We start from the raw sequence: 17518 nt of genomic DNA on the forward strand, positions 1-17518 counted from the left end.
TTGACCGCAACGCCTGATCCAGATCTTCTATTCTTGTGACCGTGCCGCTCACTGGCCGGCCGCCGTTCGACTGCGTTTTTTGCGTGGAATAAAAATAATGAACCAGCCTCAGTCCGCTGTAGGTCAATGCCTCGACGTGCAGACCTTCATCAATGCCCAACCGATCTCGCGTTATCAGTGGCGCGTGGTGATTCTGTGTTTCCTGATTGTCTTCCTCGATGGCCTCGACACTGCCGCGATGGGCTTTATTGCCCCGGCGTTGTCGCAGGACTGGGGCATCGACCGCGCCAGCCTCGGCCCGGTGATGAGTGCCGCGCTGATCGGCATGGTCTTCGGTGCATTGGGCTCCGGCCCATTGGCTGACCGCTTCGGACGTAAAGTTGTCCTCGTTGGCGCCGTCGTCCTGTTCGGTGCTTTCAGTCTGGCGTCGGCGTACAGCTCCAACGTTGAACAGCTGCTGGTGCTGCGCTTCCTGACCGGTCTCGGACTGGGCGCGGGGATGCCGAACGCCACCACACTGCTCTCGGAATACACCCCGGAGCGCAAGAAGTCGCTGCTGGTGACCAGCATGTTCTGCGGTTTCAACCTCGGCATGGCCGGTGGCGGGTTTATTTCCGCCAAACTGATTCCGGCGTTCGGCTGGCATAGCCTGCTGCTGATCGGCGGGATCCTGCCGTTGATCCTCGCCGTGGTGCTGCTGTTCTGGCTGCCGGAGTCGGCGCGCTATCTGGTGGTGCGCAATCGTGGCACCGACAAGATTCGCAAAACCCTGGCACCGATTGACCCGGTCACCGTCGCTCAGGCCTCGAGCTTCAGCGTACCGGAACAGCAAACCGTCAAGGCGCGCAATGTGTTCGCGGTGATCTTTTCCGGCACTTACAGCACCGGCACTTTGCTGCTGTGGCTGACCTACTTCATGGGCCTGGTGATTGTTTATCTGCTGACCAGTTGGTTGCCGACGCTGATGCGCGATAGCGGCGCAAGCATGGAGCAAGCCGCGTTTATCGGCGCGCTGTTCCAGTTCGGCGGGGTGTTGAGCGCGGTCGCTGTCGGATGGGCGATGGACCGCTTCAATCCGCACAAGGTCATCGGCACGTTCTACCTGCTGGCCGGGGTGTTTGCCTACGCGGTGGGGCAGAGTCTGGGCAACATCACCTTGCTGGCGACTTTGGTGCTGGTGGCGGGGATGTGCGTCAACGGCGCGCAATCGGCGATGCCGTCGTTGGCGGCGCGGTTTTATCCGACTCAGGGGCGGGCGACCGGGGTCTCGTGGATGCTGGGCATCGGCCGCTTCGGCGCGATTCTCGGCGCGTGGATGGGCGCAACTTTGTTGGGCCTGGGCTGGAATTTCGAGCAGGTGCTGACGGCGTTGGTGATTCCGGCGGCATTGGCGACCACGGCGGTGGTGATCAAAGGCATGGTCAGTCATGCGGATGCCACCTGATATCCCGATGTAAAGCGAAAAGATCGCAGCCTTCGGCAGCTCCTGCATGGGAATGCGTCAGCTTGTAGGAGCTGCCGCAGGCTGCGATCTTTTGCCGGCAACACAGAACGATAGGTTGACAACAATCTGTTCGATAAACGAACACTCAGTCGATTATCGGATTGTTTGGCGATTTTCCCAGGCTTAATCTGCAGTGACTCCGGCGCTGAACCTCGCGCCTTTTTATCACTGGCGATCCATTACAAAAACAGGAGCCCGCTCCATGGCTGAGATCCTTTCGCTGCACGACGCGGTGAAGCAATTCGTCAACGACGGTGACACCGTCGCACTCGAAGGCTTCACTCACCTGATCCCTACGGCAGCGGGTCATGAAATCATTCGTCAGGGCAAGAAAGATCTGACACTGGTGCGGATGACGCCTGACCTGATCTACGACCAACTGATCGGCGCCGGTTGCGCACGCAAACTGATTTTCTCCTGGGGCGGCAACCCGGGTGTGGGTTCGCTGCACCGCCTGCGTGACGCGGTCGAGAAACAATGGCCGCATGCGCTGGAAATCGAAGAGCACAGCCACGCCGACCTGGCCAACGCCTACGTCGCTGGCGCCTCCGGCCTGCCGTTCGCGGTGCTGCGCGCCTACGCCGGCTCCGACCTGCCGAAGGTCAATCCGCTGATCAAGTCCGTGACCTGCCCATTCACCGGTGAAGTGTTGGCGGCAGTGCCGTCGGTGCGCCCGGACGTGACCGTGATCCACGCACAGAAAGCCGACCGTCAAGGCAACGTCCTGCTGTGGGGCATTCTCGGCGTGCAGAAAGAAGCGGCACTGGCGGCCAAGCGCTGCATCGTCACGGTTGAAGAAATCGTCGACAACCTCAACGCGCCGATGAATGCCTGCGTGCTGCCGACCTGGGCCTTGAGCGCAGTCTGCCACGTACCCGGCGGCGCGCACCCGTCCTACGCCCACGGTTACACCGAGCGTGACAATCGTTTCTATCAGGCGTGGGATCCGATCGCCCGCGACCGTGAGACCTTCACCGCGTGGATCAACGAATACATCCATGGCTGCGCTGACTTCAGTGCGTTCCAGGCCAAGTTGGCCGCTGCTTCGGAGGCCAAGTAATGACTTACACCACCAATGAAATGATGACCGTCGCTGCGGCCCGTCGCCTGAAGAACGGCTCGGTGTGCTTCGTCGGCATCGGCCTGCCGTCGAAAGCTGCCAACCTCGCGCGTCTGACTTCTTCGCCGGACGTGGTGCTGATCTACGAATCGGGTCCGATTGGCGCCAAGCCAAGTGTGCTGCCGCTGTCGATCGGTGACGGCGAGCTGGCAGAAACTGCTGACACCGTCGTACCGACCGGTGAGATTTTTCGCTATTGGTTGCAGGGCGGACGCATCGACGTCGGTTTTCTTGGCGCTGCGCAGGTCGACCGTTTCGGCAACATCAACACCACCGTGGTCGGCGATTACTTCTCGCCGAAAGTGCGTCTGCCGGGTGCCGGTGGCGCGCCGGAAATTGCCGGTTCGGCAAAAAGCGTGTTGATCATCCTTAAACAGTCGGCGCGCTCGTTTGTCGACAAGCTCGATTTCATCACCTCGGTCGGCCACGGCGAGGGCGGCGATTCACGCAAACGTCTGGGCCTGCCGGGCGCCGGGCCGGTCGGGATCATCACCGACCTGTGCATCATGGAGCCGGAAGAGGGCACCCACGAATTCGTGGTCACCGCACTGCACCCGGGCGTAACCCGCGAGCAAGTGGTCGCGGCTACCGGTTGGGCGATTCGTTTTGCCGAGCATGTTGAAACCAGCGCTGAACCGACCGACGTCGAACTGACCGCGCTGCGCGATCTTGAAGCGCGCACCGCCGCCGCCCACGGCCAGGCACCGGGAGAAGCATGATGCGTGACGTTTATATCTGCGACGCGATTCGCACGCCCATCGGCCGCTTCGGTGGCGGTTTGTCCGCCGTGCGTGCCGATGACTTGGCCGCGGTGCCGATCAAGGCCCTGATGGAGCGCAATCCATCGGTCGACTGGAACGCCATCGACGAAGTGTTCCTCGGCTGCGCCAACCAGGCCGGTGAAGACAACCGCAACGTCGCGCGCATGGCGCTGCTGCTGGCCGGTCTGCCGGAAACCGTACCGGGCGTGACCCTCAACCGTCTCTGCGCTTCGGGCATGGACGCCATCGGCACCGCGTTCCGCGCGATTGCCAGCGGCGAGATGGAGCTGGCGATTGCCGGCGGCGTCGAGTCGATGTCCCGCGCGCCGTTCGTGATGGGCAAGGCTGATGCAGCGTTTTCGCGCAACATGAAACTGGAAGACACCACCATCGGCTGGCGCTTCATCAACCCGTTGATGAAGGCGCAATATGGCGTCGACGCGATGCCGCAGACCGCCGACAACGTCGCCGACGACTATAAAGTGTCGCGCGCCGATCAGGACGCGTTCGCCCTGCGCAGTCAGCAACGTACCGCCGCCGCGCAGGCTGCCGGCTACTTCGCTGAAGAAATCGTCGAAGTGCGGATTGCCCACAAGAAGGGCGAAACCGTGGTCAGCCAGGACGAACATCCGCGCGCTGACACCACGATTGAAGCGTTGACCAAATTGAAACCGGTCAACGGTGCGGACAAAACCGTCACCGCCGGCAATGCTTCCGGGGTCAACGACGGTGCCGCCGCGCTGATTCTCGCGTCCGCCGAAGCGGTGAAAAAGCATGGTCTGACCGCCCGCGCCAAAGTGCTCGGCATGGCCAGCGCCGGTGTGGCGCCGCGCGTGATGGGCATCGGCCCGGTGCCGGCGGTGCGTAAACTGATCGAGCGCCTGGGCGTCGCGGTCAGCGATTTCGATGTGATCGAACTCAACGAAGCGTTTGCCAGCCAGGGTTTGGCGGTGTTGCGTGAACTGGGTCTGGCCGACGACGCCGCGCAGGTCAACCCGAATGGCGGCGCGATTGCCCTCGGTCACCCGTTGGGCATGAGCGGTGCACGACTGGTGCTGACCGCGCTGCATCAGCTGGAAAAGACCGGCGGCAAGAAAGGTCTGGCGACCATGTGCGTCGGTGTCGGCCAAGGTCTGGCCCTGGCCATTGAACGCGTCTGACGCAAGCCGTGACGAAAAAGAACAGAGGAAAGCGACATGTCTGACAAGCCTGGTTACCGTCGTCCGCAGGAAGGCACTCAGCCTGAGTACCTGCATCCGACGTATCAATCCACCAACCTGCGCTCGCCGTCCAAGCCACTGGTGTTTCTGCCGCATTCGCTGTCGGAAATCACCGGGCCGACCATCGGCGCCGAACGCGTGGGCGATAGCGATAACGACCTGACCGCACAGCACAGCGGCGAACCGCTGGGTGAGCGCATCATAATTCACGGCCGCGTGCTCGACGAAAACGGTCTGCCGGTGCCAGGGATTCTGGTGGAGATCTGGCAGGCCAACGCCGCCGGTCGCTACAACCACAAGCGCGATCTGCACGACGCGCCGCTGGACCCGAACTTTACCGGCACCGGCCGCACCGTGACCGACGCCGATGGCTGGTATCAGTTCCAGACCATCAAGCCCGGCGCTTATCCATGGGGTAACCACCACAACGCCTGGCGCCCGGCGCACATCCATTTTTCGCTGTTCGGGCCGAGCATCCTCACCCGACTGGTCACGCAAATGTATTTCCCGGGCGATCCGCTGCTGGCGTATGACCCGATCTACAACTGTGTGCCGGACACCTCGGCCAAGGAACGCCTGATCGCCAGTTTCGATCTGGAAAAAACCATTCCGTCCTACGCCCTCGGTTATCGCTGGGACATCGTGCTGCGCGGCCGTGAAGCCACGCCGATGGAGAAATAAGATGACGCTGACTGCGACCACGTCCCACACCGTCGGGCCGTATTACCACATCGGCCTGACCTGGCTGAACCGCGAAAACCTCACCGTCGAGCAAACCCTCGGCGAGCGCGTGGCAATCACCGGGCAGGTGCTGGATGGCAATGGCGATGTCGTCAACGACGCCATGCTTGAAGTCTGGCAGGCCAACGCCGCCGGCAAATACGATCACCCGGAAGACGAGCAGGACAAACCGCTCGATCCGCATTTCGAAGGCTTCGGCCGGGTGCCGGTGGATGCGGAAGGGCGCTTTCGTTTCACCACGATCAAACCGGGCACCGTCGAAGGCCTGAAGGGCTCGACCCAGGCGCCGCATCTGGTGGTGCTGGTGTTTGCCCGCGGCTTGGTGAAGCACTTGCTGACGCGGATTTACTTTGAAGGCGAGCCAGCCAACGTTGATGATCCGTTGCTCGAATGCGTGCCGGCTGAACGCCGCAGCACGTTGCTGGCCAAGCAGGACGCCTCGGGTGGTTACCAGTGGAATGTGATTCTGCAGGGGACTGATGCAGAGACGGTGTTCTTCGATTATTAAAAGCAAAAGATCGCAGCCTGCGGCAGCTCCTACATGGCGCCGCTATTGATCTTTATGTGGCGAGGGAGCTTGCTCCCGCTCGGCTGCGCAGCAGTCGTAACAGCGGATAACGCGGTCATCCAGTTCGACCGCGTTCGCCGGATTGGGGCTTGCTGCGCAAGCCGGCGGGAGCAAGCTCCCTCGCCACAGTGTCGTGTTGTGCCCTTGACGATGTATCTGTGGAACGGGACTGTTGCAAAGTATGTCTAGACTCTCACTGTCCCTATCGAGTGAAAAACAATGACAACCACCACTGCCTCCCATTACACCGGTGAAGAGCGCAGCAAGCGTATCTTCGCCATTGTCGGCGCCTCGTCCGGCAACCTCGTCGAATGGTTCGACTTCTACGTCTATGCCTTTTGTGCGATCTATTTCGCCCCGGCGTTTTTCCCCTCTGACAACCCGACAGTGCAACTGGTCAACACCGCCGGCGTGTTCGCAGCGGGCTTCCTGATGCGCCCGATTGGCGGCTGGATTTTCGGCCGGGTCGCCGACAAGCACGGGCGCAAGAATTCGATGCTCATCTCGATTCTGATGATGTGCTTTGGCTCTCTGCTGATTGCTTGCCTGCCAACGTACAAGGACATCGGCGTCTGGGCGCCAGTCCTGCTGTTGTTCGCCCGCTTGCTGCAAGGCCTGTCGGTCGGCGGTGAGTACGGCACCACCGCCACCTACATGAGCGAAGTCGCCCTCAAGGGCCAGCGCGGATTTTTCGCCTCGTTCCAGTACGTGACGTTGATTGGCGGGCAACTGCTGGCCGTGTCGCTGGTGGTAGTGCTGCAGCAATTCCTCACTGAAGAAGACCTGCGCGCCTACGGCTGGCGGATTCCGTTCGTGGTCGGTGCGATCGCCGCGCTGATTTCGCTGTTCCTGCGTCGAAGCCTAAAAGAAACCACCAACAAGGAAACCCGCGAACACAAAGACGCCGGCAGCATTAGCGCACTGTTCCGCGATCACAAAGCCGCGTTCATTACCGTGCTCGGTTACACCGCTGGCGGTTCGCTGATTTTCTACACGTTCACCACCTACATGCAGAAGTACCTGGTGAACACCGCCGGCATGCACGCCAAGACTGCCAGCTACATCATGACCGGGGCGCTGTTCCTGTATATGTGCATGCAGCCGCTGTTCGGCATGCTTGCTGACAAGATCGGTCGACGTAATTCGATGCTCTGGTTCGGCGCGCTCGGTACGCTGTTCACCGTGCCGATTCTGTTGAGCCTGAAAAGCGTCAGCAGCCCGTTCCTCGCGTTTGTATTGATCACCGTAGCGCTGGCGATTGTCAGTTTCTACACCTCGATCAGTGGCCTGGTAAAAGCCGAAATGTTCCCGCCGGAAGTCCGTGCCCTCGGTGTCGGTCTGGCCTACGCGGTGGCGAACGCGATCTTCGGCGGTTCGGCGGAATTCGTCGCCCTGAGCCTGAAAAACATCGGCATGGAAAACTCCTTCTATTGGTACGTGACGGCGATGATGGCGATCGCGTTCCTGTTCAGCCTGCGCCTGCCGAAACAGGCGGCGTATTTGCACCACGATCTCTAACCCGAAGCGCGCGGGCCGTGATGGCCCGCGCCGGCAAGGACTGTTTATGACTCAGCGACCGGGCAATCAATTGTTCGATGCCTACTTCACTGCCCGCGATATGCGCGAAGTGTTCTGCGATCAGGGCCGCGTGCAAGCCATGCTCGACTTCGAAGCAGCGCTGGCCCGGGCCGAGGCGCGGGTCGGCTTGATTCCGGCGCCTGCCGTGGCTCCGATTGCGGCGGCGTGCAACGCCGGTCTGTATGACTTCGCAGCGCTGGGCGAGGCGATTGCCACGGCCGGCAATTCGGCGATTCCGCTGGTCAAGGCATTGGGCAAGCAGATTGCTGCCAGCGACGCTGAAGCCGAACGTTACGTGCATTTGGGCGCGACCAGTCAGGACGTGATGGATTCCGGGCTGGTGCTGCAATTGCGTCAGGCGCTGGTGTTGATCGAGAACGATCTCGCGCAACTCGCTGATTCCCTCGCGACCCAAGCGCAACGCCATGCGGCGACGCCGTTGGCCGGGCGCACCTGGCTGCAACACGCGACGCCGGTGACCCTCGGCATGAAAATCGCCGGATGGCTGGGCGCTGTGACGCGCAGCCGTCAACGCTTGCGCGAACTCAAGCCGCGTCTGCTGGTGCTGCAATTTGGCGGCGCGTCCGGAACCCTCGCCGCGCTGGGCGAGCAGGCCTTGCCGATCGCTGAGGCGCTGGCTGAAGAACTGCAACTGACCTTGCCGGAACAACCGTGGCACACCCAGCGTGATCGCGTGGTCGAGTTCGGCGCGGTGCTGGGTTTGATCGCCGGCGGTCTCGGCAAATTCGGCCGCGACATCAGCCTGTTGATGCAGACCGAAGCGGCTGAGGTGTTTGAGCCATCGGCACCGGGCAAGGGCGGTTCGTCGACCATGCCGCACAAGCGCAATCCGGTGGGCGCAGCGGTGTTGATCGGCGCAGCGACGCGGGTGCCAGGTCTGGTCTCGACGTTGTTCAGTGCCATGCCCCAGGAGCACGAGCGCAGCCTCGGTCTGTGGCACGCCGAATGGGAAACCCTGCCGGAGATTTGCTGCCTCGTTTCCGGTTCGCTGCAACAGGCGCGCTTGCTGGCCGACGGCCTGGAAGTCGATGCCGAACGCATGGGCCGCAACCTCGAATTGACGCAGGGGCTGGTGCTGGCCGAAGCCGTCAGCATCGTCCTCGCCCAGCGTGTCGGCCGCGACGCCGCGCATCACCTGCTCGAGCAATGCTGCAAACGCGCAGTGGCCGAGCAGCGCCATTTGCGCGCCGTACTCGGTGACGAACCGCAGGTCACTGCTGAGCTGAGCAATGCCGAACTGGATCATCTTCTGAACCCCGCCCATTACCTCGGTCAGGCGAAAACCTGGGTCGAGCGCGCGGTGGCCGAACACAACACATTGTCTGTCTGAAAGGAGAGGGCTGTGGCTTTCGTTCAACTCGCCGATGGCGAACTGCACTATCAAATAGAAGGCCCGGTCGATGCACCGGTGCTGGTGCTGTCCAACTCGCTGGGCACCGACCTGCATATGTGGGATGCGCAGATGCCGGCGTTTACCGAGCATTTTCGTGTGCTGCGTTTCGACACCCGTGGCCATGGCCAATCGCTGGTGACGCCGGGGCCTTACAGCATCGAGCAACTGGGTCATGACGTGCTCGGCTTGCTGGATGCGCTACACATCGAGCGCGCGCATTTTTGTGGGCTGTCGATGGGTGGCCTGATCGGCCAGTGGCTGGGGATCAACGCCGGGCATCGCCTGAACAAGCTGATCGTCTGCAATACCGCGGCGAAAATCGGTGATCCGTCGGTGTGGAATCCACGCATCGAAACCGTGCTGCGCGACGGTGCCGCAGCGATGGTAGCCCTGCGTGACGCGTCGATTGCGCGGTGGTTTACTCCGGACTTTTCGGCGGCGCATCCGGCGGCAGCCAAGCAGATTACCGACATGCTCGCCGCCACTTCGCCTGAAGGTTATGCGGCCAACTGCGCAGCGGTGCGTGATGCCGATTTCCGCGAGCAACTGGCGTCGATCAACGTGCCGTTGTTGGTGATTGCCGGTACTGAAGATGCGGTGACGCCGCCATCGGGTGGGCACTTCATTCAGGAACATGTACGCGGCGCCGAATACGCCGAGTTCTATGCGGCGCATCTGTCCAACGTGCAGGCTGGCGCAGATTTCAGTGATCGTGTTCTGGCGTTTCTGAACGCTTGATAAGGGGATTTTCGTGGACGAGAAACAACGTTACGACGACGGCATGCAAGTGCGCCGCGCGGTGCTCGGTGATGCGCATGTCGATCGCAGCCTGACCACGCTGACCGAGTTCAACTCGGAGTTTCAGGAAATGATCACCCGGCATGCCTGGGGCGATATCTGGACGCGTCCGGGCTTACCGCGGCACACGCGCAGCCTGATCACCATCGCCATGCTGATCGGCATGAACCGTGAAGGCGAGCTGAAACTGCACCTGCGCGCGGCGGCCAATAACGGCGTGAGCCGGGGCGAGATCAAGGAAGTGATCATGCAGAGCGCGATTTACTGCGGGATTCCGGCGGCGAATGCGACGTTTCATCTGGCCGAGTCGGTGTGGGACGAGCTAGGAGTCGAATCCCGGGATTGACGGTTGAAACCGAAAAAGATCGCAGCCTTCGGCAGCTCCTACATTTGGAATGCGTTCCCCTGTAGGAGCTGCCGAAGGCTGCGATCTTTTGCTCTTCAAACCGTGGCGACAATGAATATCCGCTTGAACGCAAACAACGTACGCCCATCGCCCTCCTGCGGATAATGCTTATGCAGCCGCATCAGGTAGTGATAGATAAACCGCGTCTGTTCCGCTGGACTCAGCGCCTGCATCACCGGCCGCAGCGCCGAGACCTTCACCCAGTCATACACCGGTGATTTGCCGTCGACCACCTGCAACTGCTCGGTCTCCCAGATATCCAGCGACGAGGTCAGCGGCGCGAGCAAACGGTAGTAATCCTCCAGTGCCAACAACGGCCGCGCTGCCATGCGCTGGCGCAGCTCAGGTGTGCCCATTGGCGTGCCACCGGGGCCGGCGTTTTCGAGGGTGTCGAGCATCAGCCGATACCACAGCGCATCGCACCAGTCCGGCATGTGCGCCGCCAGACAACCGCCGGGATTGAGATAGCCCAGCAGCTGCGGCAGCAGCGTTTCATGGCCCTCGATAAAGTGCAGCACGGCGGCCGCGAGCAGCAGGTCCGCCGGCTGCTCCGGTTGCCAATCGAGCAGATCGCAACGTTTCCACTGCGCCCGGATCGGCAGGCTGCGCGCTTCCTCAAGCATCTGTGCGGAGCTGTCGACGCCCTGCAACTGCGCGCGCGGCCAGCGTTTGGCCAACAATTGCGTGGCAATGCCGGTGCCGCAGCCGAGGTCGTAAATGCGTTGCGGGTTCGGCAGGTCAACACGGTCGAGCAATTCATTGACCGGTTGTTTCCTGAGACGGGAAAACTGCTGGTACGCCTTGGCGTCCCAGTCGTGTGTTGCAAGACGAGAGATCATTGAGGTGGTCCTCCAGTGATCGATGGTGTCTTCCGATGACAACCTGGCTCACAGCTTGAGGACCGACTACGACGACGGAAGCGGGAAGGGTTAAGCACCTGAGTCCTTCAGGTTTTGTCACTTTACCTGCCGGCCGGCAAAGTGCGACTTGTCCCGACAAATGGCAAAACGCCAATGTAGAAGCTGCCGCAGGCTGCGATCTGTTGATCTTAAAAACAAGATCAAAAGATCGCAGCCTTCGGCAGCGCCTACAGGGTTGGATCGGTGATTAGAGCAGGCTGATCGGGTAACTGACGATCAAGCGGTTCTCGTCGAACTCGTTGTTGCTGAAGTCGCGACGTATGGTCGAGTTGCGCCATTTGACGTTCAAATCCTTAAGCGCGCCGCTCTGCACGGTGTAGCCGAGTTCCGATTCGCGGCCCCATTCCTTGCCGTCGGTGATCGTCCCGGTGTGCACGTTGTCGCCGCTGATATAGCGGTTCATCAGGGTCAGGCCGGGGATGCCCAGCGCCACGAAGTTGTAGTCATGGCGCACTTGCCAGGAGCGTTCCTGCGCATTGTCGTAGCTGGCGTTGTAGCTGTCGTTGGCCAGGGTGCCGCCGCTGGTGCCGTTGACGCGCATCCATGCACTGTCGCCGGTGAGTTTCTGCAGGCCGACGTAAAAGGTGTTGCCGCCGTATCGGGCCGAAAACATCCCGGACCAGGTTTTGTTATCGAGGTCTCCGGCGCGGGCGCTGCCGTCGTCCTTGCCGTAGAAGAACCCGAGGTTGGCGCCGAGGGTCCAGTCGCCCAGCGGCTGGCTGTGGATCAGGTTGACGTATTGCTGGCTGTAGATGTCCTTGAGTTCGGCGTTCCACAGGCCGATTTGTGTGCGTTTTTCGTTGAAAACGTATTCACCACCCTGGAAGTTGAAGCGATCAGAGGTGAACGCCGCTTTGCCGTTCATCGACATGTCACTCATGCTGCTGTCGTCGCGCGGGCTGTTGGCGCGGAACTGGCCGCCGTAGAGGGTCAGGCCGTCAATTTCTTTGGACGTGATCTGCCCGCCGCGAAAGGTTTGCGGCAGCGAGCGGCCATCGTCCGAACGCAGGATCGGCAACACTGGCATCCATTCGCCGACCTTCACTTCGGTCTGGGAAAGCTTGGCCTTGAAGGCGACGTTGGTGCGGCCGAAGTTGTCCGCCGGGCGGCCGTCGTGATCCAGCGGCAGTAACGCCGTGCCGCCGGTGCCTTTACCGCCATCGAGCTTCACCGAATACAGCCCCAGCACGTCCATGCCGAAGCCGACGGTGCCCTGGGTGAAGCCGGACTTGGCGTCGAGGATGAAGCTCTGCGTCCATTCTTCAGCCTTGCCCTGAGCTTTGGTCGGGTTGGTGAAGTTGCGGTTGATGTAGAAGTTGCGCAGGTTGAGGTTGACCTTGGCGCCTTCGACGAAACCGGCTTCTTCGGCCACAGCGGGCAAAGCGGCACTGGCCAGAGCGAGGGCGATCAGACCGGGAAACGCGTAAGGCGCAGGGGAGGTTGTCATGGGCTCGGGTCTCTCTTGTTTTTTTAAAGCAAACGGGTGCACTGCTGCCGGTTTTGCGGTGCAGATATTGAAGGTGTTCAGGGATGAGGCGGCGGCAATCAGTCGGGCGGGGCAGGGCGCGGGAGCATGGTGTCTAACCTGTTGTTATTGGTTTTGTTGAGCGAATGGTGCGGGGCGCGCAGGGCCGGTTTCAATTGGAAAAATCGGGTTTTGGGCGATTATCGAACGCAAGATTGCGCCGGTTTTTTGGGTGAATGTGACGGCCCCTTCGCGAGCCGGCTCGCTCCCACATTGGGCATGCGTTCCCCTGTGGGAGCGAGCCTGCTCTCGAAAGGGCCAGACCCGACAACACAACTTTCTGACAGGCAACAAAAAGCCCACCAAGCGGTGGGCTCCTTGTGTTCACCTGATGATGATCAGAACAACTTCATCTTCGGTGCTTCTTCTTTCAGCGGTTCGTTCTGCGCGGTTTGCGCATTCCAGCCACCGCCCAAGGCCTTGTACAGGTTGACCGCACTGGTCAGCTGCGCGAGGCGGTCAGTGATCAGCGCTTGTTGCGCGCTGAACAGCTGACGCTGGGCATCGAGGAAGGTCAGGTTGCTGTCGACGCCGATGCGATAACGACGTTCGGCCAAACGGTAGTAATCCTGGTTGGCCTGCACGAAGTCACGCTGCGCTTGCAACTGCTCGGTGTAGGTCTGGCGTGCGGCCAGGCCGTCGGCGACTTCCTGGAAGGCCGTTTGAATGGACTTCTCGTAGTTCGCCACGCCGATGTCCTTCTGGATCTTGGCGTAGTCGAGGCTGGCGCGCAGGCTGCCGGCGTTGAAGATCGGCAGGTTGATCTGCGGCTGGAACAGCCACGTCCCCGAACCACCCTTGAACAGGCCGGACAGGTCCGGGCTCAGGCTACCCGCGTTGGCGGTCAGGCTGATGCTCGGGAAGAACGCGGCACGGGCCGCGCCGATGTTGGCGTTGGCCGCTTTCAGGTTGTACTCGGCCTGGAGGATGTCCGGACGACGTTGCAGCAGGTCCGAAGGCAGGCCGGCCGGTACGTCGCTGAGCAGGTCATCCGCCAGCGGTTTGGCCGCTTGCAGATTGGCCGGGATACCGGTGCCGAGCAGCAGGGTCAGGCTGTTTTCGTCCTGCGCCACCTGGCGGGTGTAGCGCGCCAGTTGTGCCCGGGCGTTTTCCACCGAGGTGCGCGACTGCGCCAGATCCAGTGCCGAAGCCACACCGACTTCGTTGCTGCGGCTGGTCAGCTTGTAGCTTTCTTCGAAGGCACCGAGGGTGTCCTGGGTCAGCTTGAGCAGTTCCTTGTCAGCTTGCCAGGTCAGGTAAGCATTGGCGACGCTGGCAACCAGACTGATCTGCGTGCTGCGGCGTGCTTCTTCGGTGGCGAAGTATTGCTGCAGTGCTTGTTCGCTCAGGCTGCGAACGCGACCGAACAGGTCGAGTTCGTAGGCGCTGATGCCGACAGTGGCGGAGTAGGAGCTGGTGATGCCCGCTTCACCGGTCTGCGATGCACGGGCCGGAACCCGCTGACGGCTGCCGCTGGCATTGGCCGATACCGCCGGGAACAGGTCGGCGCGCTGGATGCGGTATTGAGCCGCATAGGCGTCGATGTTCAGCGCCGCGACACGCAGGTCGCGGTTGTTTTCCAGGGACACCTGGATCAGCTGTTGCAGCGCCGGGTCATGGAAAAACTGCTTCCAGCCCTGCTCGGCAGCGGCTTGCGCCGGTGCCTGGGCCGGCGAATAGGCCGGCCCCTGCGGGTACTGACCTGCGACCGGAGCCTCAGGCTGCTGATAATCAGGTATCAGCGAGCAACCGCTCAGCACGAAGGCGGCGACTGCGATGGAGAGTAGCGACTTGCTCATTGGCCAGCCTCTTTAGGAGTTTCAGTCGTTTCATCCTCGTCAGCGATTTTACGCTGGCCCATGGACGAAACCGTAACGAAGAACAGTGGGACCCAGAAGATCGCCAGGATCGTGGCCGTGAGCATACCGCCAATCACGCCGGTACCGATCGCGTGCTGACTGCCCGAACCGGCGCCGGTGGAGATCGCCAACGGTACAACACCGAGGACGAAGGCCAGCGAGGTCATGATGATCGGTCGCAGACGCATGCGGCAGGCTTCGATCGCTGCATCACGCAAGCTGCGCCCTTGCTCATGCAGTTCCTTGGCGAACTCAACGATCAGAATGGCGTTTTTAGCGGCCAGACCGATGGTCGTCAACAGTCCCACCTGGAAGTACACGTCATTGGACAGACCGCGCAGGCTGGTGGCCATCAGTGCGCCGATGATCCCCAGCGGCACCACGAGCATAACGGCAATCGGAATCGACCAGCTCTCATACAGCGCTGCGAGACACAGGAACACCATCAGCAGCGACAGGGCGTACAGCGCCGGCGCTTGTGAACCGGACAGACGTTCCTCGTAGGACAGACCGGTCCAGGAGATACCGACGCCGGCCGGCAGTTTCTTGGCAATCGCTTCGACTTCGGCCATCGCTTCACCGGTGGAGTAACCCGGCGCAGGAGCACCCAGCACTTCGACCGCTTCCACGCCGTTGTAACGCGCCAGTTTCGGCGAACCGTAGATCCACTCGCCCTTGGCGAATGCCGAGAACGGAACCATGGTGCCGGCGGCGTTCCGTACGTACCACTTCTTCAGGTCTTCCGGACTCATGCGCGAATCCGGCTGGCCTTGTACGTACACCTTCTTCACGCGACCACGGTCGATGAAGTCGTTGACGTAGCTACTGCCCAAGGCAATCGACAGGGTGTTGTTGATGTCACTGATGGTAATGCCCAGGGCACTGGCCTTCTCGTCATCGATTTCCAGCTGGAACTGCGGCTCGTCGTTCAGGCCGTTCGGACGCACTTGCGTCAGGACTTTGCTCTGCGCCGCCATGCCGAGGAACTGGTTGCGCGCTTCCATCAGTTTTTCGTGGCCGATACCGGCACGGTCCTGCAGGAATACGTCGAAACCAGTGGCGTTACCCAGTTCCAGTACCGCTGGCGGGGCAAAGGCAAACACCATCGCATCGCGGAAGCTGAAGAAGTGCTGCTGGGCACGGGCAGCGAGGCTGAACACGCTGTTGTCGGCGTTACGTTCACCCCACGGTTTGAGCATGATGAACGCCATACCCGAACTCTGACCACGACCGGCGAAGTTGAAGCCGGTCACGGTGAACACCGAAGCCACCGCGTCTGCCTCGCCGCCGTCCTTGTTCGGACGTAGCAGGTATTCACGCATTTCATCCACGACCACCTGAGTTCGCTGGGCACTCGAGCCGGCCGGCGTCTGTACCTGAGCGAACAGAACGCCCTGGTCCTCTTCCGGCAGGAACGCGGTCGGAATGCGGGTGAACAGCCAGATCATGCCGACGACGATCAGCAGGTAGGCCAGCAGGTACGGCGCTTTGCGCGAGAGCATGTTGCCGACACCGCGCTCGTAGCTCTGCACGCCACGGTCGAAGTTGCGGTTGAACCAGCCGAAGAAGCCTTTTTTCGGCGTGCCATGCTCGCCTTTCGGAATCGGCTTGAGCATGGTGGCGCACAGCGCCGGGGTGAAGATCAGGGCAACCAGTACCGACAGGGCCATCGCCGAGACGATGGTGATCGAGAACTGCTTGTAGATCACCCCGGTGGAGCCGCTGAAGAAGGCCATTGGCAGCAATACCGCCGAGAGCACGAGGGCGATACCGACCAGTGCACCCTGGATCTGGCCCATGGACTTCTTGGTCGCCTCTTTCGGTGACAAGCCTTCTTCGCTCATCACCCGCTCGACGTTTTCCACCACGACGATGGCGTCGTCCACCAGCAAACCGATGGCCAGCACCATGCCGAACATGGTCAACGTGTTGATGCTGAACCCGGCGGCGGCGAGGATACCGAACGTACCGAGCAGTACAACCGGCACGGTCATCGTGGTGATGACGGTGGCGCGGAAGTTTTGCAGGAACAGGAACATCACCAGGAACACCAGCGCGATCGCTTCGACCAGGGTGTGAACCACACCTTTGATCGACTCGGTCACCACGGGGGTGGTGTCGTACGGGAACACCACTTCCATGCCTTGCGGGAAGAACGGCTTGAGGTCATCAATCGTCTTGCGCAGGGCCTTGGCGGTGTCGAGGGCGTTGGCGCCGTTGGCCAGTTTCACCGCCAGACCGGAAGCCGGGCTGCCGTTGAACTGGGCGCTGATCGCGTAGTTCTCGCCACCCAGGCCAACGTCGGCGACGTCCTTGAGGCGGACCTGCGAGCCGTCCTTGTTGACCTTGAGCAGAATCTCTTTGAACTGCTCGGCAGTCTGCAGACGGGTCTTGCCGATGATGGTCGCGTTGAGTTGCTGGCCCTGCACGGCAGGCAAGCCACCGAGCTGACCGGACGAGACCTGAACGTTCTGCGCGGCGATGGCGGTTTTCACGTCAACCGGCGTCAGGTTGAAGTTGTTCAACTTGGCCGGGTCGAGCCAGATACGCATCGCGTACTGGGCACCGAAGACCTGGAAGTCACCGACACCGGCGGTCCGCGAAATCGGGTCCTGCATGTTCGACACGATGTAGTTGGACAGGTCGTCCTTGCTCATGCTGCCGTCACGCGAAACCACACCGATCACCAACAGGAAGTTCTTCACTGCCTTGGTCACACGGATACCTTGTTGCTGCACTTCCTGCGGCAACAGCGGGGTAGCCAGGTTCAGCTTGTTCTGAACCTGCACCTGCGCGGTGTCGGAGTTGGTGCCTTGCTCGAAGGTCGCGGTGATGGTCATGCTGCCGTCGGAGTTACTTTCCGAGGACACATAACGCAGGTTGTCGATACCGTTGAGCTGCTGCTCGATGACCTGGACCACGGTGTCCTGCACGGTTTGCGCCGAAGCGCCCGGGTAGGTCACGGAGATCGCAATGGCCGGCGGCGCAATGCTCGGGTACTGGTTGATCGGCAATTTCAGGATCGAAAGTGCCCCGACCAGCATGATCACCAGGGCGATTACCCAGGCGAAAATCGGACGGTCGATGAAGAATTTTGACATGGG

At 61.3% G+C, this 17518-nt stretch carries 14 protein-coding genes; 10 read left to right on the plus strand and 4 right to left on the minus strand.

Annotated features, from left to right (window positions below; translation table 11 throughout):
• Positions 1-97: 97 nt before the first annotated feature.
• From pcaK to pcaC, 10 genes are all read left to right on the plus strand, one after another.
• Positions 98-1444 (plus strand): 4-hydroxybenzoate transporter PcaK, encoded by a 1347-nt coding sequence (pcaK, locus tag BK670_RS20185; protein WP_123452293.1) that lies wholly within the window; start codon positions 98-100, stop codon positions 1442-1444.
• 262 nt (positions 1445-1706) lie between these two features.
• A complete protein-coding gene (locus tag BK670_RS20190; RefSeq protein WP_041070518.1) occupies positions 1707-2564 on the plus strand; it encodes a CoA transferase subunit A in 858 nt (285 codons plus the stop codon).
• Positions 2564-3343 carry a CoA-transferase subunit beta gene (locus BK670_RS20195; RefSeq protein WP_123452294.1) on the plus strand — a complete coding sequence of 260 codons (780 nt, stop codon included), beginning with the start codon at positions 2564-2566 and terminating at the stop codon, positions 3341-3343. The genes BK670_RS20190 and BK670_RS20195 overlap by 1 nt, the downstream gene beginning before the upstream one ends.
• Complete coding sequence (pcaF, locus tag BK670_RS20200; RefSeq protein WP_185036801.1) at positions 3340-4545, plus strand: 3-oxoadipyl-CoA thiolase; 1206 nt, start codon at positions 3340-3342, stop codon at positions 4543-4545. The genes BK670_RS20195 and pcaF overlap by 4 nt, the downstream gene beginning before the upstream one ends.
• 36 nt (positions 4546-4581) lie before the next feature.
• Positions 4582-5286, plus strand: a complete 705-nt coding sequence (pcaH, locus tag BK670_RS20205; RefSeq protein WP_123452297.1) for a protocatechuate 3,4-dioxygenase subunit beta — start codon at positions 4582-4584, stop codon at positions 5284-5286.
• Position 5287: 1 nt separating this feature from the next.
• Positions 5288-5854, plus strand: coding sequence for a protocatechuate 3,4-dioxygenase subunit alpha (gene pcaG, locus BK670_RS20210; RefSeq protein WP_123452299.1), 567 nt, complete (start codon positions 5288-5290; stop codon positions 5852-5854).
• 279 nt (positions 5855-6133) lie between these two features.
• Positions 6134-7432: an MFS family transporter gene (locus BK670_RS20215; protein WP_123452301.1), complete on the plus strand. Its 1299-nt coding sequence runs from the start codon at positions 6134-6136 to the stop codon at positions 7430-7432.
• Positions 7433-7478: 46 nt separating this feature from the next.
• Positions 7479-8843: a 3-carboxy-cis,cis-muconate cycloisomerase gene (locus BK670_RS20220; RefSeq protein ID WP_123452303.1), complete on the plus strand. Its 1365-nt coding sequence runs from the start codon at positions 7479-7481 to the stop codon at positions 8841-8843.
• A 12-nt stretch (positions 8844-8855) separates the two neighbouring features.
• A complete protein-coding gene (gene pcaD / locus BK670_RS20225; protein ID WP_123452305.1) occupies positions 8856-9644 on the plus strand; it encodes a 3-oxoadipate enol-lactonase in 789 nt (262 codons plus the stop codon).
• Positions 9645-9657: 13 nt separating this feature from the next.
• On the plus strand, positions 9658-10050 hold the full coding sequence (pcaC, locus tag BK670_RS20230; protein ID WP_007957838.1) for a 4-carboxymuconolactone decarboxylase: 393 nt from the start codon (positions 9658-9660) through the stop codon (positions 10048-10050).
• A 95-nt stretch (positions 10051-10145) separates the two neighbouring features.
• Here pcaC and BK670_RS20235 read toward each other — a convergent pair whose 3' ends face one another.
• The 4 genes from BK670_RS20235 to emhB all read right to left on the minus strand — a co-directional run bounded on the left by BK670_RS20235 (position 10146) and on the right by emhB (position 17515).
• On the minus strand, positions 10146-10949 hold the full coding sequence (locus BK670_RS20235) for a methyltransferase domain-containing protein (protein WP_123452307.1): 804 nt from the start codon (positions 10947-10949) through the stop codon (positions 10146-10148).
• A gap of 268 nt (positions 10950-11217) precedes the next feature.
• On the minus strand, positions 11218-12477 hold the full coding sequence (locus BK670_RS20240) for an OprD family porin (protein ID WP_123452309.1): 1260 nt from the start codon (positions 12475-12477) through the stop codon (positions 11218-11220).
• 416 nt (positions 12478-12893) lie between these two features.
• On the minus strand, positions 12894-14354 hold the full coding sequence (emhC, locus tag BK670_RS20245) for an efflux RND transporter outer membrane subunit EmhC (protein ID WP_038358217.1): 1461 nt from the start codon (positions 14352-14354) through the stop codon (positions 12894-12896).
• A complete protein-coding gene (gene emhB / locus BK670_RS20250) occupies positions 14351-17515 on the minus strand; it encodes an efflux RND transporter permease subunit EmhB (RefSeq protein ID WP_123452311.1) in 3165 nt (1054 codons plus the stop codon). Before emhB ends, emhC begins: the two co-directional genes overlap by 4 nt.
• Positions 17516-17518: the final 3 nt, after the last annotated feature.

Origin of the sequence: Pseudomonas fluorescens (genome assembly GCF_003732425.1) — a bacterium.
GTDB lineage: Bacteria > Pseudomonadota > Gammaproteobacteria > Pseudomonadales > Pseudomonadaceae > Aquipseudomonas > Aquipseudomonas fluorescens_BE.

Coding starts and splice junctions, on each gene's coding strand:
- pcaK (WP_123452293.1), top strand. CDS start 98: ATGAACCAGCCTCAGTCCGCTGTAGGTCAATGCCTCGACGTGCAGACC.
- BK670_RS20190 (WP_041070518.1), top strand. CDS start 1,707: ATGGCTGAGATCCTTTCGCTGCACGACGCGGTGAAGCAATTCGTCAAC.
- BK670_RS20195 (WP_123452294.1), top strand. CDS start 2,564: ATGACTTACACCACCAATGAAATGATGACCGTCGCTGCGGCCCGTCGC.
- pcaF (WP_185036801.1), top strand. CDS start 3,340: ATGATGCGTGACGTTTATATCTGCGACGCGATTCGCACGCCCATCGGC.
- pcaH (WP_123452297.1), top strand. CDS start 4,582: ATGTCTGACAAGCCTGGTTACCGTCGTCCGCAGGAAGGCACTCAGCCT.
- pcaG (WP_123452299.1), top strand. CDS start 5,288: ATGACGCTGACTGCGACCACGTCCCACACCGTCGGGCCGTATTACCAC.
- BK670_RS20215 (WP_123452301.1), top strand. CDS start 6,134: ATGACAACCACCACTGCCTCCCATTACACCGGTGAAGAGCGCAGCAAG.
- BK670_RS20220 (WP_123452303.1), top strand. CDS start 7,479: ATGACTCAGCGACCGGGCAATCAATTGTTCGATGCCTACTTCACTGCC.
- BK670_RS20235 (WP_123452307.1), bottom strand. CDS start 10,949: ATGATCTCTCGTCTTGCAACACACGACTGGGACGCCAAGGCGTACCAG.
- BK670_RS20240 (WP_123452309.1), bottom strand. CDS start 12,477: ATGACAACCTCCCCTGCGCCTTACGCGTTTCCCGGTCTGATCGCCCTC.
- emhC (WP_038358217.1), bottom strand. CDS start 14,354: ATGAGCAAGTCGCTACTCTCCATCGCAGTCGCCGCCTTCGTGCTGAGC.
- emhB (WP_123452311.1), bottom strand. CDS start 17,515: ATGTCAAAATTCTTCATCGACCGTCCGATTTTCGCCTGGGTAATCGCC.